The sequence below is a fragment of the Aquimarina gracilis genome (assembly GCF_035285365.1).
Lineage (GTDB): Bacteria > Bacteroidota > Bacteroidia > Flavobacteriales > Flavobacteriaceae > Aquimarina > Aquimarina gracilis.
This window is the reverse complement of the sequence record NZ_JAYKLX010000005.1, coordinates 116,706-143,577: the sequence shown is the minus strand read 5'-3', so window position 1 is coordinate 143,577 and position 26,872 is coordinate 116,706. Positions and strand designations below refer to the sequence as shown.

Below are 26,872 nucleotides of genomic sequence, written 5' to 3'. Positions count from 1 at the left end.
ACTGGAATATAAATAAGATGAAAAAAATATATACTGCACTTTTTCTATTACTCACTGTAGTTGGGTATACACAAAGCAATAACGATTTGTTGATAGAAACATCATCAGATGCTGCCTTAGTAGTTTGCGGTGATGAGGTTACATTTACTATTAAATTAACAAATAGATCGAGTGGTACTATGAACAATATTGTTTATAACTCCACCTTACCCAATGGTGTTACTTTGGTGAACTCACAATATACAAATACCAATACAGTAAGTCAGATTCAATTCTCTATACCAGACATTCCAGGTAATAGTATAACCAGTTTTACTTATACTGCTAAGGGAGATTGTACCTTACTTACCGAATTTGATGAGACTTCTCAAACCAATGATACGTTTGTAGTTAGAAATAATAACTCTATTAGCTATACGATTAATGGTTCTGGAGGAGGAACATTAACAGGTATTTCAGAATCTTTCAACGTTAACTTTCCAGAGCTTTTCGTAAAAGTAAAAGATGAAGATGTAAATGTACAGGTTGGTGTACTAGAAAAAGATGCAGACGGTACTGTATTTACTAGAGAAGTAGAAGTTGTAAATAGTGGCCTTGGTTCAGTTAATGAATTTAGGTTATATATTGATTATGATACTAATATAGATTTTAATGAACTTCGTTTATCAACAGGACAAGTACTTACCCCAGTTGGGGCTCCCATGGCTTCACCATTAGGTGTTGGGTTACAACGATTAACGTACTTAATATCAGATTTCCCTGGTGCTGGAGGAGATCCTACACTATTTGAACAAAATGAAAAACTGGTTTTTATCGATAACGTATCATTAAGAGAAGATGATTGTTTTTCGTCAATGGCTACAAATTATACTGCTGTTTACGGGTGTAATAATGATTTTTGTGAAGCTATAGATGATAAAGATGCGACCTCGGTAAACTACTTAAGTTTTATTACAGGCCTTCCTAACTTTGATTCAAAAATAATACCTGTCGAAGAAGGAGATCTATGTGGGGATACCGTAAAATTTAGATATACTTATACTAATATTGGGTCGGGGTCCGAAGTATCTTCAGCTGATACAGCTTTTGATGCTTGGACAAGAGATACCGCAAGTATCTTCAATAATTTGGGAGTACATAACATATCTATAAATGGAATTACGATATCTAATGATGCAACTTCTTCTTTTGTTTTTACTTCTGATCCTGATGGTGCAGGTGTAGGTTTAGATGACATAGATAAAGATGGGTTTTATGATGATTTGCCAGTAGGAGCAACGATTACAATTGATTATGAAATGACATTAGAATGGAATGCGGCTTATTATAGACATGGTACTAATACCAATACTCATTTCATTTCGACTAACCGTTTAGCATATAGATCCAACACCTGTGATTTAAATACATACACTGCTACAAAAACTTTTTTTGTAAATACTTTTGAAGGTCCATCTTCAATGGAAATTCCGGCAGAAATGGTCACAGATCAAAGAGCAGTGCTTAAATTTAATGTGTTATATTATGGTATTCTTGACGATAATATTAATATTTTAAATGGAACGAGTAATTATTTTTCCAGGTTTACACTTCCTGAAGGTTACGTAGTCGAGAGTGCCGAATGGTTTGATACAGATACTTCACAGACGACCACTCTGACGGCTAACTTAATTGGAGCAAATACATATGAAGTTAGAGGTGGTAATAAAAAAGGATATTATAATATTGGAGTTTTAGTAGAATGTAGTGATAGCTTGGTCGAAACTATAGAAGATGTAAACTGGAAAATGTATTACGATGTGTGTAATGATTACAACAGTTTAGAGCTTTTAGAATTAGTAGATATTTCGAAATCCATATTTACGGCTTTTGAAAAATGTACTACAGACCCCGGTGGTCCAGGTGGCCCAGGCGGCGGCGGAGATACCTGCGATTTTGAAACGAATACTTTTAATGTTGATCGAAATACATTTGGTTATGTAGATGGTTATAATGGTCAAGAATATTATACAAAATCTCAATTAAACTCAATTCCTAAGGTTAATGCGAACACTCCAGATATTGAATTGGATGCGGCTTATCCTAACGATAAAGTTCTTGTCAGTGCAACAGGAATTTTGAATACTGATGGATCGGAAGCTTATAATGAAATATCGTTTGAAATGGCTTTTAATTTACCGGATGATAGAGATGTTGAGCAGTTGAAACATGCCAGTAACGGAACTTTATCGGTTGGGGGGGCAGATTATGTTTTAACCAATCCAACAATTAATATTGATACTAATCACAGAATTACATATCGTTATACGGTACCTATAGCTCCAGTTTCCGGGTCCAATATTGCACTAGAAGTCAAAGATTTAGAGATGCAATTTCAAAATATACAAGATGTTAAACTGTCTAGAAGAGAAGTACATGATTTAGCCGTATTCAGAGGGAAATTCTTGGGAAAAACAACCACAGGTTCCGAAGCTACTTGTGGAAGATCCAAAGGAACTAATTTTGAGCTTTATGTGCCAGATTTACAATATTTTTTGACAACTAACCTAAGTTTTACTTGTGATTTACCATTTAGATTAGGGTTGTTTAACTACTTTTCAGCGACTGCTGGAGATGATTTTGTTAATGAATATAGGCCCATACTGTTGGAAAACTTTGAGTTTACTTTACCTGAAGGATACCAGTTAGCAAGCCAACCAACAGTTACTACAAGCCCTGTTTATTATAATTTAGGTAATATTTATAGTAATAATGATTATCCTGCAAGTTATTCACAAACGTCTAATCAAAATACTATAAACTTTGGTGATGTCTTCTTACCTGGTGGGAATAAGCAATTGGATGCTATAAAATTGTACGCCGAAATAGAACTGATATGCGAAGCAGATTATGTAGTTCCACCTTATGATAATAGAAAGAATTTTACCTCTAATTTATTTTATATTGATTTTGTAAGAAATGAAACGGAAGTCATTAATTATGCTGTTGATCGTGGTAATGGTGTATCACGTACTATACGAGAGAGATATAACATTCCATACAGAATTGATCCAAACCAGGTACAGGAAGGTTTTGAACGGACTACAGACTGGCCTATACAGTATTGTAATGAAGCGACCAGCACATTTAATACAACAATTTCAAACGTTTGGATAGCGCTCGAATTAAAACCTGGTGATGAAAGTACAATTCTGGTAGGAGCTAGAAACGAAGATGGAAGTATTATTGCTTCAGAAGATATAGTTTTCTACGGCCCAATAAACCCACGGTCTGGTAAACCACAGAATATGTTGGTTAGAATTAAAAATTCCCAGGTAGCAGCTCAGACTTGTGTAACCGTTTATCCTATTTCAGAATATCGGGTTTGTGAAAATGATGTTGAGCAAGATGTAGATCTGATTGCGGGTTGGTATTGCGATTCCTGGCCATTATCTGGTGAAGCTTATGATACCGAAGCCGAACGAACTGCAGTCAATTCAATTTTGAATGATGGAGTGCTTACCTGTCAATTCGAGTACAAACAAGACTTAGTGACACTACGTTATAAAACCGGTGATATAGACTGGGAAGTAAACCGTTTAGGAAATGAAGTAGATCTTTGTGAGGATACATTTTTCGATATCAAAGTGGTGAGTTCTAAGTTCGCTAATGTATACGATACGAATATCACCGTAGACTTACCAGTCGGGGTATCTCCATCAGATGTAAACAATATTACATATACTTTTAATGGTACTTCAGCTACAGTTCCAGCGACATTTATACAACAAAATGTTTCGGCAGTACAGGATTTAGTTATTGGTGCTTCAGACCTGGTGACTTCATTATTGGTAGCTTCAGGAGACTTAGCCAATGCAGATGAAAGTACTATCCCGGGTATTCGATTACCGGGAAAAAATGAAATTACATTCAGAGTAAATCTAACTTCCGATTGTAATTACAATCCGGGAACACCAGTTAAATTCTTCTTGGCAGGAACGACAAACTGTTCAGAAAACATTAGTCTTCAGTTTGATCGTTTTATTCCACTTAAAGGATTAACAATACCAAATATGGACGTTACCCTTGCGGCAGATAACTTCTTGGTATGTAACGAGCTTAATGAGGTAACTTTAACTGTAGCAAATTCAAGTATAGATCCTATTGCACAACAACAATTGGTATTAACATTGCCTGCTGGAGTGTCTTACGCTAATGCGGTGGATGGATTTCCGGCACCCGATACAACAACGGGTGACAAAGTAACTTGGAGCCTTGCCGATATTGACACCAATAGAAATCAGACCTTTAAGATCAATACACGTTTAACCAATCTATCAGGAACAGCTTTTGAATACAAAGTAGAAACATTGCAAAACGGACAGGCTACGTGTATTACTGATAGTCAGGTTTGTGATTTGGAAGTTACTACAGCTAGTGATACTGTTGAAGTAACGAATACACCATTTCCAGGATTAAGCATTAATCCAATAACAACAGGTCCCGTTTGTGAAGGGGAAAATGTTGTAGTAGAGGTAGAACTTGTTGGCAACCAGGCAGGAGGTGCATACACGTATACATGGAATGTGCAACCAATCGCAACCAATGGAAATAGATTTACATTTAGACCATTAAACTCAACTACCTTACAAGTAACAGTACAATCTGTAACCAATCCAGCGCCTAATTGTAGCGGGACTGCTACCATTGATGTAGAAGTGTATCCAGGAGCGAATCTTGATTTACAATTAGTAGAAGGAGTGAGTTGTGAAGGACAAGCGGATGGTAAAGTTACAATGACTATTACAGGTGAACAAGGAACTGGGTATCTTGAACAAGAACCTTTTGAAATTGTTAGCGCTACTAATCCTAGTGTAGTAACTATTGGTCAGCAATTGGCAAGTGGGGAAGTATTGACGATTGAGAATCTTCCTGAAGGCGATTTTGGGATCACCTTAAAAGACAGATATGGATGTCAATTTGAAAGGACCATTACTGTAAATAGAGTACCTACTCCTCTTAGAGATTTTTGTGTTTCTTTATTACCTTGTGCTGCGACTGGCGGTGATGTAGAGATGTCCTTTAGTACAATAGATGTACACTCTGCTCTTACAGGAACAGTATATAATGCACGTGTATATCATACCACAGGCGGTGCCAATACGGATATACTAACCTTTACAGGAACTTTTGCAGATACGCAGACTCGGGTGTTATCCAATGTGGTATCGAGAGATTCTTATGTTCTTGAGATTACCGCTGCCAATGGTTGTGTTTTTACAAGACCATTTAGTCCAAATAATTTACAACTTCAAGCTGAAATAGGGGATGGTACCGATTTAAGTCTTTGTTTTGCCAATGAGACCGTAGATGTACCTATTAGTATTAGCGATAATGTTAATCAGTGTACTGTGTATGAGGTGGCTAACGATTATACAGTATTCTTTGGAGAAGGAAATAGCGTAACATTTACAGGAGATGTACAAGAGTTTACCACTTCAGGTTCGTTTACCTTAGAAGAACTAGGCGAAGGAAATTATCGCGTAGAGATTGTGCCAAATAATATTACTTCTTATAGTGGCTCGCCTGAACTTTGCAAGACTTCTTTAGATTTCAGTGTAACGACAGCATCACAATTTTCTGTGGATACCATTGTAAATGATCCAACATGTAACGGAGAGGCATCTGGAAGTGCTGAGGTAGTTGTGTATGGTAGTTATGGTAATGTAACATACGAATGGGTATTAGTGTCTACGGGTGAAGTAGTTTCAGAAGGATATAGAGCTACAGAACTAGTAGCAGGAACATATAGAATTACGATAGTAGATGAATCCATGTGTGCTATACCAGAGCCTACTTTTGTAACATTAAGTGACCCAACGCCTTTAGACTCACCAATTATTGAAGATATTCAGACCAGTTGTGATGCTAGTGCAGGTTCTGGAACTCCAGGAAGTACTGCAGAGGGATACACATCGGGAATGGCGCCTTATACCTTTGCCTGGTATTTGGTAACCGAAGAAGAAATCTTTGACGCCGATGGAAATACCGTGGTCGAACAAGTAGAAGCATTAGTATTTCAAGAAGTTATTCAAGAAGGTGAAATCTCTTCATATCCTGGTATTGTTCCAGGAAATTATAAAGTTGTTGTTACCGATGCTAATGGTTGTACCGCAGAAAGTAGTGTTACAGCAATAACTCAGCCACCAGTAGTACGTAAATACAATATATGTTTAAGTTGGGAAACTCCAAGCCTTAGAGAACGTAACGAAGAAGAACCTGATAGTACAAGAACGATACCGCCTATTCCTGCTACAAGTTTCAGACAGGCTATTGCTGCAAAAGTAGAACGTTGTGTTATCGAGAAGAAAGATCAACTTGAAGCTAGTGTAAATGAAGTACTTTACAATGCGGGAGGCCTGGATGATGCGGTTGTTTTAGACTATACTCAAGGAGCAAGTGATACCTACCATTTTACATTATATTATTATGATAGATCGGGTAATTTGGTAAGAACGGTACCACCAGAAGGCGTACAAACGGTCAATGATAGAATTGCTACAGCGCATACCTATGTCACGGGATACGATTACAATAGTATTTCCCAGCTGGCAAGCCAAAATACGCCTGATGGAGGAAGTTCACAATTTGTATACAATGATATAGGACAGTTATGGTATTCTCAAAACGAAAGACAAGTGCGAGAAGGTGTATTCTCATATGTGGTATATGACGAATTAGGTAGAGTACGTGAAGGAGGTGAAGCCAAGCTTAATGGTAAAGTATTCCCTACAGATTTCTTGATCAACAATCAGGCAAATCCCCAAGTTGCTATAACGCTTCCAGTAGAAGATAAGGTTGAGTACATACAAACAACCTATAATGATCGAATAGAAGAAATTACGTATCAAGATCAACAGCAACGTTTCTTAAGAAACAATGTGAGTTTTATCAATAATAAAGATAAAAACGGCAAAGTTACTAAGACATATTATAGCTACGATCCGCATGGTAATGTAGAATGGTGTGTACAGGAATTACCTGGTATTGGTAGAACAACCGTTGCGTATACTTATGATTTGGTTTCAGGTAATGTTAATGAAGTGCATTTTAACAAAGGAAGAGTAGATGAGTATCGCCACAAATATGCGTATGATGAAGATAACCGAATTATTTCGGTAAAAACATCCAAAGACGGATATCTATGGGATGAAGATGCACGCTACGATTACTATCTGCATGGCCCACTAGCTAGAACAGAATTAGGTGAAGATAAAGTACAAGGATTAGATTTCACCTATACCATCCATGGTTGGTTAAAGGGGATTAACACTCCTGATTTGGCTCAAAATGCGTATAACCCCGATGGAAACAATAAGCGTGGTGATGCTGGAACAAAACATGCAAAAGACGAGTTTGGTATGGCACTGGGCTATTATCAAGGTGACTTTACTCGTGATGGGGTATTGAATTCTGGACTTACCGCTGCCAATCCATTTAACTTGGAGAATGCTGTGAACGGTGTGCAACAGAATCTATACAATGGTAACATAAGTACTTGGACTTCTCAAATCGCTGAGGAGGCTAAGGAGAAAAACAGATCAAGTTACCTAACAGGTAATGCGTATCGCTATGATCAGTTAAACCGAATCAAAGAAGCAACGACCAAGTTGTATAGCGATACCAATCAAACGTATGCAGCAATAGGTGGAAATGCTAATGCATTCATGACCTCATATGAGTATGATAAAAATGGTAACCTACAGCGCCTGCAACGCCATAAAGAAGATGGATTGTTGATGGATGATCTTACCTATCATTATGATCTTGACGATCCTAACTTATCAAATCGCCTTACTTATGTAGATGATGCTGTAGGGCAAATTAGTCCAGAGATTAACGATTTACCAGATCAAAATATCGGAAATTATGAATATGATGAGATAGGACAACTGATCCGTGATAATAGCGAGGGGTTAACCTATGTTTGGACAGCTGCTGGTAAAGTATCAGAAATTATTCCTGATAATACTAACAACCCAGATACCCAAAAGGTACATATGTCATTTACTTATGATGGTATGGGAATGCGTGCCTTGAAACAAGTAAACCGTATGCCGTATAATGATGTAGGTGAAGGGCCTCAGATTCATAATCCAGCCGCGGTAGAAAGTACGTATTACACCTGTGATGCGTCTGGTAATGTAATGGGAATCTATAAGCGTGAAGACGTCAAAGTTAATCCAGATGATCCTAATGACAATACCTTCATAGCGACCTTTAGCATATCAGAGCGTCCTATTTATGGTAGTGATCGTATAGGGCAGGATGTCTTTGCAGAAATCATTTATACCAACACCTACGCATTCGATTCACGGCAAAATTATGAAGAAGTAGCGGTACAATTTATGCGTAACATTACTAGCGCCATGAATAATGTATTCCTGGTACAAAATGATAGTAAAGAAATTACAGATGCTGATGGTAATCCACTACAAATAGAAGGAACCAAATTTGCTAAAGCAAAAGCAGATAGAGCTTTTAACGCGTTGCAATATCAAGGGTTACAGCAAGAGAATGAGGTATTAACACCAATTATAACCGATAACAATGTATTCCTAATTGAAGATGCTCAAGGAGAAATGATAAGTTATGGGGCAGTGGCTACGAATTATTTTAACGATACTCCAGATAGATCAGTATTATTAATTTATGATAAAAACGGTGATCTAGTACCAGGATTGGATACTATTAATACGGATGCAGGAACGCCAATAGACCCACAGGCAAAGGCAGTTGTGGTTAAAAATCCTACATATCCTAGTGAATATTTGGTATTCTATAGAGATATTGCTGCAGGATTACATTGTGCAACGGTAAGTGATTATGGTTTTGGTCCACAAATAACAAATCATCAAAACTTCTCCTATAGTAATTATGGTCGACATATGGCCGTAATTCAGGATGAGCAAAATAAAATGGCATATCTTTACGCTACAATGCATACCGAAGGTACAGTAGATGCCGATGGCAATGTTACCTCGCCTCCGGGAACGAATTTGGTGCGTTTTACTATTGATAGTTTTGGTAATATAATGTTCGATGGTACCTTGTTACCCGAGTACTTTAGTAGTTTTGATAAAGATGGTAATGGGGAGTTGCAAATTGCAATAGATGGTAGTGCAATAAGTGTATATCACAATACCTCATTACCAGCACAATGGACGGCTTCTACAGATGCAGAGATACGTACCTGGAAACTGGATGCAGATACCAAATTACCAATTGTAGAAAGTGTATCAGCTATAACAGTAACCAACGGTAACATTGGTAAAGGTTCTTTGATAAATACAGGCGATGATATCTATTATACCCAGTATACGCAGGATATTACGACCAATGCAGACGCTACTGTAGTAAAGCGAGTTTCAGACAATCAAGTTGTGGCAAATACACTTGGGGATCTACGTATCAATAAAGATGAGAAACTATACCAATTTGCAAGGGATGCCAATACAGGGCAAGAGTGGAATTTGGATACCCAAACCAGTATTGGTTTAAACAACCTGCCAATTGCTAGTGGAGGCGCCACTGGATATCAACCGTATCAAGCGTATACTATATTGACCGAACAAGATGAAATAGCCGATGGATTGGTGTATCGTGATTTGGGTAATAAGTATTATGAGATCAAAGACCATATAAACAATGTAAGAGTTGTGGTTGGAGATCGTAAAAATTTAGATCCAGCTACAGGGAATTTAACAGCCAAAGTAGAGAGTTATAACAATTATTATGCTTTTGGTATGTTACAACCTAATCGTCATAAGGATAGCAAATCCTATCGTTATGGGTTCCAGGGACAGGAAAAAGATGATGAGATCAAAGGTGAGGGGAATTCTGTGAATTTTAAATTCAGAATGCATGATCCTAGATTAGGTCGATTTTTTGCAGTGGATCCATTAACAAAGAAATATCCACATTATTCACCATTCAGTTTTAGCGGAAATAAAACAGTAAACGCTATTGAATTAGAAGGTTTAGAGGAAAGGTACATTGTTTTTAGTAATATGCAAGCTGATAAGATGAAGTGTGCCTTCGAAATAGGTGATTATATTGAAGTAGCAAGAATTGCTGACTATGGAATGAGCAATGGATTTGTAGATGACAATCAAAATCCATCTCTTTATATATATAATAAGTTAAGGGATACTTACGATTATGAATTTTTAAGGAAGAATACTGCTGCAATAGTTATGTTTAGAGATGAGAAGTTGCAAAAGGGCATTATGGTTTTTGAAAAAGCAGTTTATGCTGGTGAGACTGAACATGGAGATCCAATCATTGAAATTGAAGAGTTAGGAACCATTGATTTGAACGAGATAAAACGAGAAGCAAATGCAAAGAGATGGGCTCAATGGTTTGTGTTCATGAAAGAAAATGATTATCCAAGTGAGCATTTTGAGGAGTTTAGAAATAACGGAGCAGCGTTTGCAAATGGAGGAGATGTCTCATCACCACCAGTAAAAAATGATTTAAAATGGCCTACAGGAGCTTTTGATACTAATCCTCATACAACAAACAGATCAAATCAAGGTAAAGATGTGGCAACCTGGAGTGAATTTATTGAAGATTATAGTAAAAACCCTGAAAAATACAGACAAGCTGCCCGAGATTATTTTGAAAGATTTTATGCACCTGCTATAAAAAGACAATTAATGGATAAGGAAAAAGAGTATATAAAATTAATCCCAAATGAATTTAATTCTAGAGAGGAATTGGAAAAATCGGGGGGTCAATAATGCATATCGTGTTTTATGGATGTAATTGAAGGTTTTTATTCTTTTGCTCGGAACAAAGAGTCGATTATTACCGTTAAAAAAATAAATTTTTTAGGGGGAGATAAGACTATATATAAGTTAAGTTATGATATTAGTAATCAACCGGTCGAATTTAGGATTCAACAAATAAGAAGTTTTACAGCATCTGCACACAACAAAAAAGAATCGATAAAAGTTCTTTTTGACTTATCTAATAATGCTAGAGGTGAGTTTAGATTAAAGAATGGATTACTTTCTTTATTTAAGAAAAAAAAGTTTTCAATTGATTATGTTAATGGATGTAAGTGGTTTAACGATGTGGATTTTCAGCTTATTAATGATTTGTTTTCAGTTTCTAAGGGAGCTATTAAGTTAATAACTAAAAGTGATCAGTCTATTTTGATTTTTACATTTTCATATAACTCGTGTTTTATTTTAGATATTATAGAAGCAATTTGTATCAATATTAATTTTGTGGTAAATTCAGATTCTGTTACGAATAGTCTGTGACTAGAGAGGTCGCTTACAATATGTTCATGGGTTTCATGTATAATACAAGTAATCACTACAGCTACCCTAACCTGTAGCTTTTACAAACAAATAAGAATAAAAAAATAAAAAGAAAAAAATCCCAGTATCAAAAAATGAAACTGGGGTTTTGTATTCTTGCACCAAATAAGAATAAAAAAAGGTTTTTAATAAGTTGACAATGTCTTAATTAAAAGTTAAATATTAACAATTTAACAACATAAAAAAAGATATATTTGCGGCTTGTTTTTTTAAGAAATTGAAAGGGAATTACTTAAAAATTAGCATAAGGTTACGTATTAAATCTCATGTTAAAAACCATAGTTTTTTATAGAAGTAATAAATAGTAACGAGCAACCGATATGGTCGGAAGGTATAGAAAGGGCATGCAAAAATTAAGTTACATAGGAGTGATCCTATTAGTTTTTGCTAGCTGTAAAACGGCAATTGAGCCATTTAACAAAAAAAACATCAGTAATCGAGAGTTTAAAGAAACATTTCAGATTACAGAACATACTCCCAAGGCAAAATCTAATGTAAAGTATTATTGGTACAAATCACGTAACGTACAAGCGACGCAAAGCGACTATGCCGGGGAACTTCTCGATGGTACATATACCAAGTTTTATCATTCCAATCAGCTGGCTCAAAAAGGGAATTTTAATAAAGGTAAAAAAACAGGACTTTGGAAAACCTGGTACGAAAATGGTCAGCTGGCTTCTGCAATGAAATATAAAAATGGTAGACTGGCAGGTAGAAGTGTTTCTTTGGATAGCACAGGAAACATAGTTTCTGTTGGAAGATATGCTTCAGGCAAACGATCGGGAAGATGGATCTTTCCTCAACAAGGGGATACGATACGATATCACAAAGGAGAAGTAAAAGTAGTTGAAGAAAAAGACAGCCTTAATCCAGGTTTTTTTCGCAAACTTTTCAAAAAGAAAGCAAAAGATTCTACTAACCAAAAAGAGAAACGGAATTTCTTCAAAAGATTCGTTTCAAAAAAAGAAGAGAATCCAGCTTCAAAAAATGTAAATAAGAAAACAACAAGAGTTTCTCAAAAGAAAAATAAAAAACAGACCAATACCAAAAAGAAAAAGGTACAAGGAAAAAAGAAAAAAGTAACCGAAAAGAAAGAACCTAATTTCTTTCAAAGGCTTTTCGGTAAAAAGAAAAAGAATAATACTACATGATAAAAGCGGGATCCATAGCATATGCGATACTAATTTGTATTGTGGTAGGTATATTCTGTTATTCACTGCTATTAATGAGTGGGTATTCTAGGGTATATACTACTATGTTGGATACCCATGCAGAATTATTGGTAAATAATGAATCTGCGCAAGAGTTTTTCCTGGGAAAAGTCGATGATATCGAGGAAAAAGAAATTACCATTGATCTTTTTGAAAATGGTATAACTTCGTTAGGAGTGATAAAACCATGGGGTTTTTACAAAGTATTACATACCACATCGGTTTTTAAGAAAGATTCTGTAAAAAGAACAGCACTTATTGGGCAATGGCAAAAGGACGATAATTTGGCATTATACCTTTCAGATGCTTCAAAACCATTATTTATGGTCGAAAAAGCAAAAATCATTGGTAATGCGGCTTTGCCCAAATCAGGTATAAAAGCTGGATATATTACCTCCAATGCGTATAGAGACACCAAATATTTACAAGGGTCAAAACGTGTTTCCAAAACAAGTCTTCCTAAAATAGATTACCTGGATTTTGGCTATGGGGATGTGCGTACCACAAGATTAAACGAAGTCAAAGATCATACACGTTTGTATAATGCTTTTGATAAACAAACACTGGTTGTAGAAACCGATACTATTGTTCTGGAGAACAAAGTGCTGACTGGCAATATTGTTATTAAATCAAAAGACTCTATTTATATAAAGAAAAGCAACGTTTTGGAAAATGTTTTGATAGAGGCGCCTAAAGTAGCATTCGAATCGGGTTTTACAGGTACTGTGCAAGTATTGGCCGAAAGAATTGTAAGCCTAGAAGAAAATGTTGTATTGCGCTATCCATCAGGAATTCTAATGAATAAGGGTAATGTTGACAAAAGAGAAATCAATATTGCAAAAAATAGTAAAGTGCTTGGAGGGATTGTAGTCGAGGATGAAAATAGAGGGTTAGATAAAATAGTTACTATTGAGGAAGATGCCGAGGTCATCGGGGATATTTATTGCAGCGGTAAGTTACAGCTTAAAGGAAATGTTACGGGAACAGTGTATACGAGTAATTTTTATCTCAAAACCGAAGCATCAGCCTATGATAATTACATTTTGAATGGCACGATAGATAGAAAAGGGCTCCCGATAGAATTTGTAAGGATACCCTTATTTAAAAGTAAAAGTGAATATTTCAGACCCTATGCAATTATCAAACAAATATAAAGTCAAAGCCGGATCGGTAATCGAGTCGGTAATTGCAATGACTATTATTGCAGTTTGTTTGTCGATGGCGCTTATAATTTATGCTCGGGTATTAGATACTGATAATAGCATGGCACATTATCAAGCAAGGCAAAAAGTAAAAGAATTGCTTTGGGAAACTAGAACCGAAAAGGTATTTGAAGACGAAGATTATGACTTTGGATCCTTTTTGGTAGATAAAAAAGTAGAAGAATTAGAAAATAACATTGGATATAAAGTAGTGTTTACGATCAAGGTAAACTCAAAAAAAGAAACACATCAATACATTGTTAGGTAGAAGAAAAAATATACGTATACCAGCATTTACGATGCTAGAACTGGTTATTGGGATGGTGATATCATCGCTGGTGGTAACCATGGTGTATTTTATTTATGATAACCTATCAAGACAAGTTGTTGAGTATTCAAAACAGCAAGATGAGTTAATGGAGTATAATATGTTTCAAAGACTTTTGTCTAAAGACATACAGCTTAGTAAAGAATTGAAAGTTGTAGATGATGAGCATGTTGTGTTTGATAATTTTAATAAAGAAGTACACTACTTTTTTCAAAAAGAAAGGATCATAAGAAAAGAGACATCTATAGATACTTTTAATATAAAAACATTAAGTGTTGATTTTAAACAGAGTGATAAAATCGACGAAAAGTATCAGCTTATAAGGTTAAAAACAGAGATTTTAGGAGCCAATTTTGAAATATTTGAATCAAAAGAAGTTTCTATCGCAAAACGAATGAATGATTATTTGTTGAATGAGCATTAATATTTCTACATACAAGTCAAAGAACGTTTCCAAAACCGAGAAAAAAAACGAAAGCTTTTTTTCTAAGGAGGTAAGTTTTGGGAACAAGTTTTCTGATAAGGATAAAATGGAGTTCTATAAAGAACTATCCGTCCTATTAAGTTCTGGTGTAGATTTCAGAAAAGCACTTGAGATATTAAAAGATCAGCAACGAAAAGCAAAACATAGAGACCTCATAGAAACTATTACAAAAGAGGTCGTTCAGGGAAAAGCATTATTTGAAGCCTTAAGGGATTCTGGAAAGTTTTCACCATACGAGTATTTCAGTGTAAAAATTGGAGAAGAAACTAGAAAGCTAGATGAGGTTCTATTAGAGCTCAATCAATATTTTGATCGAAAAGTAAAAATGAAGAGACAGCTGTTATCTGTTTTTACATATCCGTCATTTGTATTGTTATTAACTTTTGGAGTCCTTTATTTCATGATGAAATATGTAGTACCCATGTTTGCTACAGTATTCAAACAATTTGGAAAAGATTTACCTAACCTTACCAAAAAAATCATTTATGTATCAGAACACTTTTCTATCATAAGTTTGGTGTTTTTGGGAGTATTACTTTTTGTGATTGGTTTTCATTTTTACTTTAAGAACCATACATTTTATAGACGAATAGTTTCTCAAATTGTGGTCAGGATTCCATTTTTTGGTAAACTGGTCAAGAAAATATACATTACACGTTTTTGCCAATCTTTGAGCCTCTTGTTATCGGCAAAAACGCCCTTGGTCACTTCATTGGATTTAGTGCAGCGAATGATATCTTTTTATCCGCTAGAAACTAGTTTGGATGCAATAAAAAAGGAAGTAACCAAAGGTGCATTGTTTTCAAAGGCGTTAGCAAAACATACGATTTATGATTTTAAATTGGTGTCACTGGTAAGTGTTGCAGAGCAGGTGAATAAACTAGACGATATGTTCGAAAGGTTAGCCAAACAATATGATGAAGAGGTACAACACCAAACTAAAATGATAGGTGTTATTATGGAACCTCTAATCATTGTAATCATTGGTTTGGTAGTAGGTACAGTATTGATAGCCATGTATTCACCAATGTTTGATTTAAGTAAAATAATTCAACCTTCTTAAAAAAAGGAACATGAAAATGATAAAAGACGATAATAAAAAAATGCATCTAAAGGCATATTCGATGTCTGAATTGGTAATTGTATTATGTATCATCGGGATCCTAATCCTACTGGTATTACCAAATCAAACATCGGTAGTTTCTCAGGCAAAGGCTATAGAGGCTCAAAGTATGTTAAATCACTTATATGGTCTTCAGAAAAGTTATTTTTATAGACATTCAAAGTATACCACCGATTTTACCGAATTAGGTTTCGAACCTGCGTTATCGATAAGCGAAGGAGGACAAGCCGTTTATAAAATTGAAATCATTGAAGCGTCTACAAATTCATTTAAGGCTAGAGCAGTTTCTTTATCTGATTTTGATGGAGATGGAAGCTTCAATACCTGGGAGATAGATCAAAATAAACTATTAAAAGAAACGGTAAAGGACTAATGTTGTATTTTTTACTTTCCATCCTATTTGTCTCTTTTGGCTTGATGCTATATCAAGATATAAAGTATCGACATATCCATATAGCCCTACCTATTTTGGTATTTGTCGTAGCTATTTATATAAATATAGAAAGATTTGAACTATATGAAGTATTAAAATCGATTGGGTTTATCGCAATAAATTTTGCGGCAATCACCGCATATTTTTCGTTTAAAACTTCAAAACTGCAAAATCCATTTAAAGATTATATTGGAATTGGAGACCTGGTATTTTTGATTGCCGTAACCCCTATGTTTTCATTTAGGAACTTCATGCTGTTCTTTATCTCAGGAATGATTGTTTCCTTGTTATTGTATGTTCTTTTTCAAAAACAGAGTACCAACAAAACTATTCCTTTGGCTGGATACCTGTCGCTATACATCATATTAATTATGATCCCTAATTTATTTCTTACCAATAATCTTTTTTACGACTTTATAATTTGAGTACTAATACCGACATACAAATATCTGTAGAGCTACAGCAACTCATCAATGCCGACTTGGCGCATCATTATGGTATTATTCCAAAAAATAATATAGAAGGAGTATTGGAACTTTATGTTGATGAGACCAAAGTATCTCCAGAAATCAAGGACGAATTAGAACTATATCTGGGTACAACTTTGGCATTCGAAGAAATTTCGTCAGAGCGCCTCAACAAAGCCCTGTTTGTTTACTATAGAAAAAATCAAGGGAATCAAAATACCACTTCGCAAAGTTTATCTTCTGTAGAAAACAGCTTTTTGGATAACCTGATTTTTGAAGCAAAATCTATTGGTAGTAGTGATATTCATTTTGAAGTATATGAAGACGAAGCCAGGGCAAGATTGCGCATCGATGGGGTGTTGGTAGAAAAATATAAAGTTCCGAAAGAGAATTACCTGGAACTGGTAAACAAGATTAAAATCGAATCCAATCTGGATATCACCGAAAAGAGACTTCCGCAAGATGGTAGAATCAATTATAAAGATTTTGACATTAGGGTGTCTATATTGCCTACGTTACATGGAGAAAAAGTGGTAATGCGTCTATTGGGAAAAGATGCATCCAACATAAGCTTAGAGGATCTGGGATTGGAAGCCGAAGAACAAGAAATCTATCTTGAGGCTGTTAAAAAGAGTAACGGAATTGTTTTAATAAGTGGGCCTACAGGATCGGGAAAAACAACGACGCTATATGCCACTTTGAAACTGTTAAACAGTGTAAAAAGAAACATAGTTACCGTTGAAGACCCTATCGAATATACATTACATGGTATAAATCAAGTACAACTTAAAGAAGATATTGGATTAACCTTTTCTTCAGCACTAAGATCATTTTTGAGACAGGATCCAGATATTATCATGTTGGGTGAAATTAGAGATGCTGAAACCGCGAAGATGGCTATCAGGGCATCATTAACCGGACATTTGGTGTTGTCTACTATTCATACCAATTCGGCTTTGGGTACCATATCTAGACTTGTGGATATGGGAGTTCCAGCATTTTACATCGCAGAAACTCTGAACTTATCTGTTGCCCAACGATTGGTAAGAAAACTATGTCCGCATTGTAAAAAAGAAGCTCCATTTAACCAAAATGAATTACCAAGAAACTATAAGTTGCCAAGACCGCTACAGCATCATTTTACTCCTGTTGGGTGTACAGAGTGCTATTATACCGGATATAAAGGAAGAAGAGCAATTTATGAAATGGTGTCTATTACCGATGATGTTATAGATGCCATAAAGAACAATAGTAAAAACATAGAACAAAATATAAGTTATAAATATCAAAGCTTAGCGGATAAAGCCTTCGGTTTGCTTGAAGCAGGTGAAACATCGCTTGAAGAAATCTATTCGTTGCTAATTAGCGCATAATTATGAAGAACCTAGTATATTTTTTAGTATTAATTTGTCTTACGTCGATGATGTATGGCCAGCAGGACATGCAAAAAATTGAAAGTCAGATTAATGAATATGCCAAAGAAACTCCCGAACTTAATGAAACCATTCAAATAGATGTTTCGGGACTTACTTTATATGATTTTTTAACATCAATTGCCATAGAGCATAAATTAAACATAAGTGTAGATCAAGATCTTAATCAGATTGTAGCGAGTAGTTTTTTTGATGTTCCTGTTAAAGACGTATTTCTTTTTGTAATAAAAAAGTATAATCTAAGTATCGAGATCATCAACAAGATTATTGTTTTTAAAAAGACAGAAGAAAAGAAAGAACTCCCTAAACCCAAAGTTCGAAAAGAAATCGATGTAACGTATAACAGCACCAATGATTTTCTTGCGGTTAAACTTAAAAACGATTCATTATCTAGGGTAGCCCAGCGAATAACCGATGTTTCTGGTAAAAATGTGATTTTGGGACCGGGAGTGAAAAATGAAAACGTTTCGGCCTATATCCTTAATCGACCATTTGACCAGGTGATGGAAATGATGGCCAAATCCAACCGTTTGCTTGTAACCAAGGATGAAAATGGATTTTATTATTTGGAAAAAGATGAGGATTCGCAAACCTCTACAAGAAAAGGATCAACAAAGAAGGGAAAAAAGGGCAAACCGGCAGAATCTTCTGCTGAGATAACTGTCGAGGAAAACGGGTTTTTAAGTATCGAAGCCTATGATGCCAATGTTACCGAACTTATTACAGAAGCAGCTGAAAAGCTTAATGTAAATTATTTCATGTATGAAAAACCCGAAGGGGCTACAACTACTTTGGTCGTTAATGGAATTACTTTTGATGAGCTTCTGGACCATGTTTTTAAAGGGAAAAACAGCACCTACAAAAAAACAGACGATTTTTACCTTATAGGAAACCAAAATGCCGAGGGCCTTAGAAGTACAGAGCTTATACAATTAGAAAATAGAACCATAGAAACGGTATTGGAGACGTTACCAGCAGACTTAATCGAAAATGTTGAACTAAAAGAGTTTATAGAGCTAAATGGTTTTATGGTATCTGGCTCAAGACCGAGAATATTAGAGCTAAAAGAGTATGTAAAACAAATTGATAAAGTAATTCCTATGATTTTGATAGAGGTACTCATTGTACAATATCAAAAAGGATACGATATTCAAACAGGAATTAAAGCAGGCATCGATCCAGAGCAGCAACGTATTACTTCTGGTGTTCTATTTCCGGATTCTGATGTAACGCTAAACGCTAATTCTGTAAATAACTTAATTGATGCGTTTAATGGATTTGGAATTTTCAAATTGGGTAAGGTTGCAAAAGACTTTTATCTCAATCTAAGAGCGTTAGAAAATAACTCCATAATTCGTTTACAATCTACACCCAAAATTTCTACCCTAAGTGGTCATGAAGCGAAGCTTTCGATAGGAGAAACAAATTATTATTTCGAACAAAATAACCGACTTATTAATAGTGGTTTGGGGAATGATATTTTACAATCGGGACAGTGGAAAGCAACTGACGCTAATCTAAGTGTAAACATTAAACCTTTTGTTTCTAAAGATGAGCAGATAACTTTAACCATTGTCGTTGAAAAAAGTTCTTTCTTAGGAAGAGCAGGTGAGAACGCCCCACCAGGTAAGTCGACACAACAATTTGAATCTTTGGTGCGCGTCAAAAATGGTGAAATGATTCTTTTGGGCGGTTTGGATGAACTAGAAAGGGAAAACTCGGGGACGGGAACTCCTCTTTTGTCCCGAATTCCTGTTATTAAATGGTTTTTTAGTAGTAAAACCAAAAGAAAAAATAAGTCTAAACTTCACGTGTTTATTAAACCGACTGTAGTGTATTAATGCTAGAAAAGATTAAAAATATAAGTCTTCGTCCTTTCCAGGAAACTCGATTTGCTATCGTAGGCATTGTATTGGGAGATACTCCAGTGTATAATGTGCTTATGGTTGATAAAAAATCTAGTGATCTGTCTATAGGCTCATCATTTTCTACAGAAAATTTTGATGCCATAAAAGATAAGGTTCCTGCTGCAGTACCCATTTTGATCCACTATTATGGAAAAGGGATTATTAATAAAAGTGTTTCTGCAAAAGGAGATTACTTAAAGGAAGTTTTATTCAATGCTTCCGTAGATGATTTTTACATCTATGAACTGCATCAAAAAGATAATAAGTTTATATCGATCGCAAGAAAAGGTGTGATAGAACCTTATTTCGAGATGTTTAAAGAAAACAAATACCTCGTGGTCGATTATAGTATTGGTCCGTATATCGGAGTAATGCTGAAACAATTATTGGATATATCATCATTTTTCTCAAATGACTATAATCTTACTTTTGACGAGAATCACTTGATTACGGCTCAAAAACAAGAAATAAATGAAGAAGTTTATCACATAGGAGAAGAACAGGTAGATAATATTCAGCTTCCGTTATTTGGGACCTTGTTACAGTATTTATACCCTTCAGAAGACATTGAATATGAAACGGGTTTCTTGGCTCAGAACAAACAAGAAAATGTATTAAAAAAGGCTTTTAATTCTGTCGCTATAGGAATGGTGCTTTTCTTTTTGGCAGCATTATTAACGAGTTACTTATTGTTGAACTATTACAACAATAAATATGTTACCTATGAGTCTCAGCTATATAATTTGAATGACACCTACAATCAAGTTAAAAAATTAGAAGAAGAGAAAGAAAATAAAACCAAGATTTTACAGGAATCGGGCATTTTAAATCAAAATTTTCTTTCGTTTTATATGTATCGTATAGGGAATACTATTCCCAGTAATGTTGGCCTCAATGCTTTACAAGTAAATCCAACACAAAAAAAGATCAAAAATTTTAACAAGATCCTTTTCGATACTGGGGTGATAACAATAACAGGTAACTCAGACTCTAGTATGCAAGTTAATTCATGGGTAAAAGAATTAAAAAAAGAGAAGTGGGTGTCCAAAATTGAGATTATTGATTTCAGTAAGAATAGGAGTAGAAAGAATGAGTTTACATTAAAAATAATGGTTAAATAGTGTTTGCAAATCTAACATATAAACAAAAGTTACTAGGATTAGTTGTGCTGGGAGTTCTATTGTTCTTTGCAGCCAACAAACGATCTTTTAAAATTACTAAACAAGCATATAACCAAGTAAAGCAACTTGAGGATAAACTAAATTATGTGAACGCTTCAACAACTGATATTGGTGAAACGCAGGCAGAACTTAGTTTTTATGATAAAATCATTGGTAAGCAAGGTGTAGAACCCGAAGAAATCCAACAAGAGATACTCGATTTTGCTACACAATACGATCAGGTATTGGTTTATAATCTAGATGAGATTCACCTTGCCGAAAGTAACGGTTTTAGTATAATAAGCAATCAATTAACACTAGAGGGAGATTTTAATGCTTTATTAGAAGTAGTATATGCCTTTGAAAAGGAATTCAAGTTTTCAAATATTGTAAGTGTCTCCTTTGTTAAGGAAAAAGAATATCAAACCCGAAAGAATAAATTAAGAGTAAAGATAATATTTCAGAATTATGAGAAGAGTAATTAACGTATCACTAGTTTTAAGTAGTTTGTTCCTATTATTTGCATGTGATGATGTGTTAGAAGATGATATTACAGATGATGTAGTTACTACTGTATCACCAAAAGATGAAACTGCCCTTGAAGGAAACTCTGTTCAGTTTCGTTGGGAAGAACTAGAAGGAGCAGATGAATATAGAATTCAGGTGATAGAAGAAGTGAATCAACGTAGTGTATTAGACTCCTTGGTCTCTGGTAGTAGTTTTACCTTCGGCCTCAATCCAGGGACGTATAACTGGAGAATACGCGGAGAGAATTTTGCATATGTTACGGCATACAGTTTTCCGTCATCATTTACTTTAACTTCTTCAGATGATTTATCAATACAAGAGGTGTTTTTAACATCTCCATCAGATAATTTTTATACCAATAAAGATGCTTTAATAGTAAGTTGGGATAGAGTACGTGCAGCCACATCCTATACCGTTGTTGTCGATAAAACGATTCAAGGTAATACCGCTACCGAAATTCAAACACCAGATGTTACCGATACCAACTTTACACTTAATGCGACCATTCTGAGCGAAGATGCTATTTATACCTGGAAAGTGAAGGCTGTTAACGATAATAGTGAGACTAATTTTTCAACCCGAAGAATTCTTTTGGATACGCAAATACCAAATCAACCTACTTTATCATCTCCAACTAGTGATGCCAATGTTTCTACCACGGTTACTTTTACCTGGAATATAAGTGGAGATACGGGTGAAGTGCAATCTCCTATTACCAGTATTTTAGAAATTGCTACAGATGAGGGTTTTGGATCTATTGTAGAAACAGTAACCACAAATAATAATTCTCAACAATTGGATTTTGCTGATGTTGGTGATTACTATTGGCGAGTTAAGGCCAAAGACGAAGCTGGAAATGAAAGTACGGTTAGTGAAGGAAGAAAATTTACAGTTCAATAATAGTAAACGCTAAAGATAAAATTTGTGAATAAGAAGGTTCTTAATAGTGTATTAATCGTTCTGATGCTCGTCATTTGGGGAATTGTATTCAATAAGATTTTTAATTTTTTTGGGGATAACCCACAAAATGAGGTAGCATTTGTATCACCAGTTGCAGCGATAAATCCGCGAATAAACTTTTCAAAAGATACTTTTGAGCTTAAAAAGATTAATAGAGATCCTTTTTTGGGTAAATATATCGCCAGGCGCACAACAAAACTCCCAACAAAAACAAAGAAGGAATCGTATAAAAGTATAAAGAAAAAAAGAAACAATAAGATGAGTCCTTCAATCATTCCATGGCCAAAAATAAGCTACCATGGTTATGTGCGAGGAGCCAAAAGTACTTCAGAACTCATTCTTATTAGGGTAAATAACAAATTTCATAAGATAAGAGAAGGGAGTAAGATTGACGATGTGCTTATTAAAAAGGTCTATAGAGATTCCGTTTTAATTAAAAGAAATAAACAAAGTAAAATGGTGATAAAAAGTAGGTAGCAATTTCATTAAAAAGTATAATATTGATTTTTTGTTTTTACTATTGTTTTATTTGTAGCCCCTAAATTATTTTTCTTCTGCTAGATATACTTTTTTAAAATCATAAAGATACTATAGTGGTAATCTTTAAAGAAGGGTTAATTTGTGAAATTATCGTAATACTTTTATTATTTTCCTGGATTACTTTGGTTTCCGGGATTTCAGTAATTCCCATTTCTTTTTTCAGGTGTGCCAATTGCCTTTTTGACTGGTCATAACGTTGAATAATTTCTTCTTCCTTACTTATTGACCCAAGATAAATTGATAGTGGTCGAGGCTTAAAGTCGATAAGCCAACTAATCAATTCAAGGTTTGCTGGTGTCGTTGATTTTGTTTCCCCCGTCAAAAAATTTACAATCGGTTTAAACTTGTCTCCCTTTACACGTTCGATTGCATACATTTTGTTTTCTCCCTCTTTAAATTTAAAAAAACGTTCCAAAATACGTTCATCGTATTTTTCTTTACGCCTGTCGAGTAGCCATAGGCAGGCTTCTTTGATTTGTTTTCTAGTTGGCTCGAGGAGATAGCTACTCATTTCCCCTCCCTTTTCTTTTTTGTACTTCTCGAGAATTTCCTTCATGTACGTAATACTGGTTTTTCGTCCCATAGCTTCATAGAATTATTGGAATCTTAAAGCTTTCTGCGGAATCTTTGGAATCTTTGGAATCGGATGTGGGGTAACTTCCAAAGTCGTTATAAATTCACACAGTAACTAGTTCCTGTTTATATATTGCTAACATAGCAAATGTATCAGCCAAGTTTTTACGGAAACCCGTAACAGAGTAGTTAAAGGCCATCGGAAAGTAGCCTAAAACTGCTCGATCGGATTTCTACTTTCCAAAAAACAAAGAGTACTCTCATTTCAGTAATGGTTACTGGTATCAAAAAATTCCTGAAAGTTTTTCGGGCGGTAACCGCTTTGTCAAATTCGAAAAAAGTAAAGATCATGAAAACAATATTTTATATACTTATAGCCCTATGTATGACCACAAGTTTTACAGCTTGTACCACCGATAGTATTGCCGACGCAGTAGAACCATCTACAGAAGAAGTTGCAACTAATGGAGATGGTCATGTTGCCGACGAGGATGAAGGATAATATTTGTTAATTAGTAATATCAATTATTATTAAATCTGGCCTAAAAGTTTTTTTACTTATGGGTCAGATTTAATTTTATTAATTTTGGGAAATGAAATTATGGCACGTCATTTCCCCATATTACATTGTAGGGGTTACTATTTGGTATCTCAGTATTAATCCGGTATTTGGTCAAACTAGTACCGCTAAAATACCTTCTCAACAAGAGTTAGATAGTATTATTGAATACTACACGTTAAGTAATAAAGACTCTCTACCATTATCAAGACGCTCAGAATATGCTTCTTCCTTTTTAAATTGTGCTATCTATTATCAAAAAGATTCTTTAATTTATAAAGGATTAATGCAAAAAACATGGTTGTTAGGAAAAGAGAAAAAGTATGATAGCGCAATTGTATATGCCCAAAAATTGTATGATTTTGCAGCTAAAAATGCAGATACTCTATATATTAAAAACGCACTATTAAAATTAGGTATTTATCATAAAAGAAATATCAACTTAACAGAAGCTTTTAGATACTACAATGAATCTTTCAAAATTGACCAAAGGGTTAAAGATAGTCTTAGCGCAGGAAAAAGTTTATTACAATTGGCTAATATCCAAGAAATGTTGGGAGATTATTCGGGTAGTAAAACAACAGCGATAGATGGTCTTAAATACGTCGAAAACACTTCTAATATTATGAGTCTTTCAGGCTTGTATCATGTAATTTCTGTAGCCAACCGGAAGCAAAAAAAATATGACGAAGCGTTTAAATATAATTCTCTTGCTTTAGAATTAGCTAAAGACAGTGTGTCAATTGAAAAAATAAAAATAGGTAATGTCTTGATGTTTGAAAATACAAAGGCTCTTATTCTTGCAGATACCGCAGAATATAATGAAGCCTTACTTATTCTTTCTGAATTAGAAGAAAATACTGTGGTTCGCAGTGATAAAGTGGAGTATGCTCGAGTGATTGGTAATCTTGGCTATGTCCAATGGCTCCAAAATAAGGACAACCAGATTTCCGAAAAATTATACCTTAAGGCACGTGAAATAAGAAATAGTATACAAGATATTGATGGTTTGTTTGCTAGTAATATTTATCTAACTAAATATTACTTCATAGAAAACAAAACAAAGGCGCTACACTATGCCGAAGCAGCATATCAAAATGCCTTAGAGATTAAAAGTCTTACTTCGATTATAGAAGCCTTGGGTTTTATATTCCAATTAAAAGATGATGTACGGGAAGAGGCAATAGTATATGATAAAACCTATCATACCCTTAACACAATCAATCAAAGCAACCGCGAGATCTATGCGGTTACCAAATATGAAAATGAGAAACTAGCTACTACAAATGTGACCCTAAAAAAAGAAAAGGATACCATTGCCCAATGGGCAATGATCATCCTGTTTTTATTGTTACTAAGTATTACAGGGGTGGGTTACTATTATTATAAACAGCATCGATACAAAAAACGCTTTTTGCTGTTGTTGGCTTCTTCTAGAGAAGCCGAGGAAAAACAAACCGTAGATAACGTTATCAACAAGAAAAAAGAATCCTTATCTACTATAAGTCCCGAGACCTTACAGCATTTGATAACTAGCTTGCAACAATTTGAAGAAAAGGAACAATACCTTACTTCAAAAATCAATGCCCAAACCCTGGCGAAAAAGTTTAAATCTAATACCAGTTATTTATCTATCGTAGTGAATGCTTACAAACAAAAAAGCATCAATCAATATATTAATGATTTAAGAGTAGCATATGCAATTCGTCGATTACAGACAGATGTAGTTTTTAGAAAGTATACAATCAAGGCGATTGCACAAGAAATAGGCTTTAATTCTTCAGAAAATTTTGCAAAAAAATTCTATAAAAAGACAGGAATTTATCCTTCTTACTATATAAAGAAGTTAGAAGAAGAAAATTGATTCTGTTACTCATTGTGCATTATGAAAGAAACATTAAAGAAAAGCGTCAATTCGAGTAATTTTTCATAATGACCTCTCGACTCCGCTCGAGATGACATGAATAAAAATTGCCGACCGACCGGGCAGGTATCGAGAATAGTTTTTCGGATTCAAAACTTATTCTCAATAGTATTGCTTAGCCAGCCAAAGTAAACTTCTTCCTCCGGTCGAAGCACTCAATTGACAGATTTTGAATAAAAGAATCAAAATGCACAACGGATTTCTGTTATTTCAACATAAATTCCTGATTCAAGAAAACAGGTGGTTTTCTTATATTAAACTCGCGTTAAATACATAACAAGAAGTATATAATTAAGCACCTTTTCTTACACTCCCTTTTGTATAAAAAGTTACCCTCGTTTTTATAAAACGGGGCATACTTCCTTTGTTTTTCTACCAATCCATCTTATAGATTTGTAACTGCAAAATGTCATAACAATGCAGCAGTATAGATATTCAAAAAAGGAAGAATTTGTAGTAGTTACCATTATTGGTTTACAGCACAGACTAGATCAATTTATGTACAACCTGGTGCACTTCAGTTTATATGAAGTTATTGTGTACTACTGGATTTTGAAGTTATACGGTAAAGGAATATGTAAAGAGGACGCTATACAGGTGATTTATAAAGCGCGCAATTTGTATTTGTTGAGATGAATAGAAGGGTGTCGGGTATCGGCTCCGAGGTCTCT

19 protein-coding genes are annotated in these 26,872 nt (G+C 34.8%); 18 read left to right on the top strand and 1 reads right to left on the bottom strand.

Annotated features, from left to right (window positions below; all coding sequences use genetic code 11):
- Positions 1-17: 17 nt before the first annotated feature.
- The 15 genes from U6A24_RS11255 (at position 18) to U6A24_RS11185 (ending at position 23,082) form a co-directional block, all read left to right on the top strand.
- On the top strand, positions 18-10,781 hold the full coding sequence (locus tag U6A24_RS11255; protein WP_324180072.1) for an RHS repeat-associated core domain-containing protein: 10,764 nt from the start codon (positions 18-20) through the stop codon (positions 10,779-10,781).
- A 15-nt stretch (positions 10,782-10,796) separates the two neighbouring features.
- A complete protein-coding gene (locus U6A24_RS11250; RefSeq protein WP_324180071.1) occupies positions 10,797-11,309 on the top strand; it encodes a hypothetical protein in 513 nt (170 codons plus the stop codon).
- 404 nt (positions 11,310-11,713) lie between these two features.
- Positions 11,714-12,520: a toxin-antitoxin system YwqK family antitoxin gene (locus tag U6A24_RS11245; RefSeq protein WP_324180070.1), complete on the top strand. Its 807-nt coding sequence runs from the start codon at positions 11,714-11,716 to the stop codon at positions 12,518-12,520.
- On the top strand, positions 12,517-13,734 hold the full coding sequence (locus U6A24_RS11240) for a bactofilin family protein (RefSeq protein WP_324180069.1): 1,218 nt from the start codon (positions 12,517-12,519) through the stop codon (positions 13,732-13,734). The genes U6A24_RS11245 and U6A24_RS11240 overlap by 4 nt, the downstream gene beginning before the upstream one ends.
- Positions 13,712-14,050, top strand: coding sequence for a hypothetical protein (locus U6A24_RS11235; RefSeq protein ID WP_324180068.1), 339 nt, complete (start codon positions 13,712-13,714; stop codon positions 14,048-14,050). Before U6A24_RS11240 ends, U6A24_RS11235 begins: the two co-directional genes overlap by 23 nt.
- Positions 14,051-14,081: 31 nt before the next feature.
- Positions 14,082-14,534 (top strand): PulJ/GspJ family protein, encoded by a 453-nt coding sequence (locus U6A24_RS11230; protein WP_324180067.1) that lies wholly within the window; start codon positions 14,082-14,084, stop codon positions 14,532-14,534.
- On the top strand, positions 14,524-15,657 hold the full coding sequence (locus U6A24_RS11225) for a type II secretion system F family protein (protein ID WP_324180066.1): 1,134 nt from the start codon (positions 14,524-14,526) through the stop codon (positions 15,655-15,657). Before U6A24_RS11230 ends, U6A24_RS11225 begins: the two co-directional genes overlap by 11 nt.
- Before the next feature lie 10 nt (positions 15,658-15,667).
- Positions 15,668-16,090, top strand: coding sequence for a type II secretion system protein (locus U6A24_RS11220; protein ID WP_324180065.1), 423 nt, complete (start codon positions 15,668-15,670; stop codon positions 16,088-16,090).
- Between the two features lie 44 nt (positions 16,091-16,134).
- Complete coding sequence (locus tag U6A24_RS11215; RefSeq protein WP_324180064.1) at positions 16,135-16,575, top strand: hypothetical protein; 441 nt, start codon at positions 16,135-16,137, stop codon at positions 16,573-16,575.
- Positions 16,572-17,990 carry a GspE/PulE family protein gene (locus U6A24_RS11210; protein ID WP_324180063.1) on the top strand — a complete coding sequence of 473 codons (1,419 nt, stop codon included), beginning with the start codon at positions 16,572-16,574 and terminating at the stop codon, positions 17,988-17,990. The genes U6A24_RS11215 and U6A24_RS11210 overlap by 4 nt, the downstream gene beginning before the upstream one ends.
- 2 nt (positions 17,991-17,992) lie before the next feature.
- Positions 17,993-19,891: a type II secretion system protein GspD gene (locus tag U6A24_RS11205; protein ID WP_324180062.1), complete on the top strand. Its 1,899-nt coding sequence runs from the start codon at positions 17,993-17,995 to the stop codon at positions 19,889-19,891.
- Positions 19,891-21,078 (top strand): PilN domain-containing protein, encoded by a 1,188-nt coding sequence (locus U6A24_RS11200; protein ID WP_324180061.1) that lies wholly within the window; start codon positions 19,891-19,893, stop codon positions 21,076-21,078. Before U6A24_RS11205 ends, U6A24_RS11200 begins: the two co-directional genes overlap by 1 nt.
- A complete protein-coding gene (locus U6A24_RS11195; protein WP_324180060.1) occupies positions 21,078-21,602 on the top strand; it encodes a hypothetical protein in 525 nt (174 codons plus the stop codon). Before U6A24_RS11200 ends, U6A24_RS11195 begins: the two co-directional genes overlap by 1 nt.
- Positions 21,586-22,545 (top strand): hypothetical protein, encoded by a 960-nt coding sequence (locus tag U6A24_RS11190; protein ID WP_324180059.1) that lies wholly within the window; start codon positions 21,586-21,588, stop codon positions 22,543-22,545. Before U6A24_RS11195 ends, U6A24_RS11190 begins: the two co-directional genes overlap by 17 nt.
- Positions 22,546-22,569: 24 nt before the next feature.
- Positions 22,570-23,082: a hypothetical protein gene (locus U6A24_RS11185; protein WP_324180058.1), complete on the top strand. Its 513-nt coding sequence runs from the start codon at positions 22,570-22,572 to the stop codon at positions 23,080-23,082.
- A gap of 100 nt (positions 23,083-23,182) precedes the next feature.
- On the opposite strand, the gene U6A24_RS11180 is transcribed toward U6A24_RS11185, so the two are convergent.
- A complete protein-coding gene (locus tag U6A24_RS11180) occupies positions 23,183-23,701 on the bottom strand; it encodes a hypothetical protein (RefSeq protein WP_324180057.1) in 519 nt (172 codons plus the stop codon).
- 366 nt (positions 23,702-24,067) lie between these two features.
- Between U6A24_RS11180 and U6A24_RS11175 the strand changes: the two genes are divergently transcribed.
- The 3 genes from U6A24_RS11175 to U6A24_RS11165 all read left to right on the top strand — a co-directional run bounded on the left by U6A24_RS11175 (position 24,068) and on the right by U6A24_RS11165 (position 26,837).
- Positions 24,068-24,220, top strand: a complete 153-nt coding sequence (locus U6A24_RS11175; protein WP_324180056.1) for a hypothetical protein — start codon at positions 24,068-24,070, stop codon at positions 24,218-24,220.
- A gap of 91 nt (positions 24,221-24,311) precedes the next feature.
- Entirely contained in the window at positions 24,312-26,141 is a 1,830-nt protein-coding gene (locus U6A24_RS11170) for a helix-turn-helix domain-containing protein (RefSeq protein WP_324180055.1), read from the top strand.
- A gap of 477 nt (positions 26,142-26,618) precedes the next feature.
- The gene (locus tag U6A24_RS11165) at positions 26,619-26,837 is read left to right on the top strand and encodes a hypothetical protein (RefSeq protein ID WP_324180054.1); all 219 of its coding nucleotides are present in this window, start codon (positions 26,619-26,621) and stop codon (positions 26,835-26,837) included.
- Positions 26,838-26,872 lie beyond the last annotated feature (35 nt).

Excerpts from the sequence above, each read along its gene's own strand:
- U6A24_RS11255 (WP_324180072.1), top strand. The coding sequence starts at position 18 with ATGAAAAAAATATATACTGCACTTTTTCTATTACTCACTGTAGTTGGG.
- U6A24_RS11250 (WP_324180071.1), top strand. The coding sequence starts at position 10,797 with ATGGATGTAATTGAAGGTTTTTATTCTTTTGCTCGGAACAAAGAGTCG.
- U6A24_RS11245 (WP_324180070.1), top strand. The coding sequence starts at position 11,714 with ATGCAAAAATTAAGTTACATAGGAGTGATCCTATTAGTTTTTGCTAGC.
- U6A24_RS11240 (WP_324180069.1), top strand. The coding sequence starts at position 12,517 with ATGATAAAAGCGGGATCCATAGCATATGCGATACTAATTTGTATTGTG.
- U6A24_RS11235 (WP_324180068.1), top strand. The coding sequence starts at position 13,712 with ATGCAATTATCAAACAAATATAAAGTCAAAGCCGGATCGGTAATCGAG.
- U6A24_RS11230 (WP_324180067.1), top strand. The coding sequence starts at position 14,082 with ATGCTAGAACTGGTTATTGGGATGGTGATATCATCGCTGGTGGTAACC.
- U6A24_RS11225 (WP_324180066.1), top strand. The coding sequence starts at position 14,524 with ATGAGCATTAATATTTCTACATACAAGTCAAAGAACGTTTCCAAAACC.
- U6A24_RS11220 (WP_324180065.1), top strand. The coding sequence starts at position 15,668 with ATGAAAATGATAAAAGACGATAATAAAAAAATGCATCTAAAGGCATAT.
- U6A24_RS11215 (WP_324180064.1), top strand. The coding sequence starts at position 16,135 with ATGCTATATCAAGATATAAAGTATCGACATATCCATATAGCCCTACCT.
- U6A24_RS11205 (WP_324180062.1), top strand. The coding sequence starts at position 17,993 with ATGAAGAACCTAGTATATTTTTTAGTATTAATTTGTCTTACGTCGATG.
- U6A24_RS11200 (WP_324180061.1), top strand. The coding sequence starts at position 19,891 with ATGCTAGAAAAGATTAAAAATATAAGTCTTCGTCCTTTCCAGGAAACT.
- U6A24_RS11190 (WP_324180059.1), top strand. The coding sequence starts at position 21,586 with ATGAGAAGAGTAATTAACGTATCACTAGTTTTAAGTAGTTTGTTCCTA.
- U6A24_RS11180 (WP_324180057.1), bottom strand. The coding sequence starts at position 23,701 with ATGAAGGAAATTCTCGAGAAGTACAAAAAAGAAAAGGGAGGGGAAATG.
- U6A24_RS11175 (WP_324180056.1), top strand. The coding sequence starts at position 24,068 with ATGAAAACAATATTTTATATACTTATAGCCCTATGTATGACCACAAGT.
- U6A24_RS11170 (WP_324180055.1), top strand. The coding sequence starts at position 24,312 with ATGAAATTATGGCACGTCATTTCCCCATATTACATTGTAGGGGTTACT.
- U6A24_RS11165 (WP_324180054.1), top strand. The coding sequence starts at position 26,619 with ATGCAGCAGTATAGATATTCAAAAAAGGAAGAATTTGTAGTAGTTACC.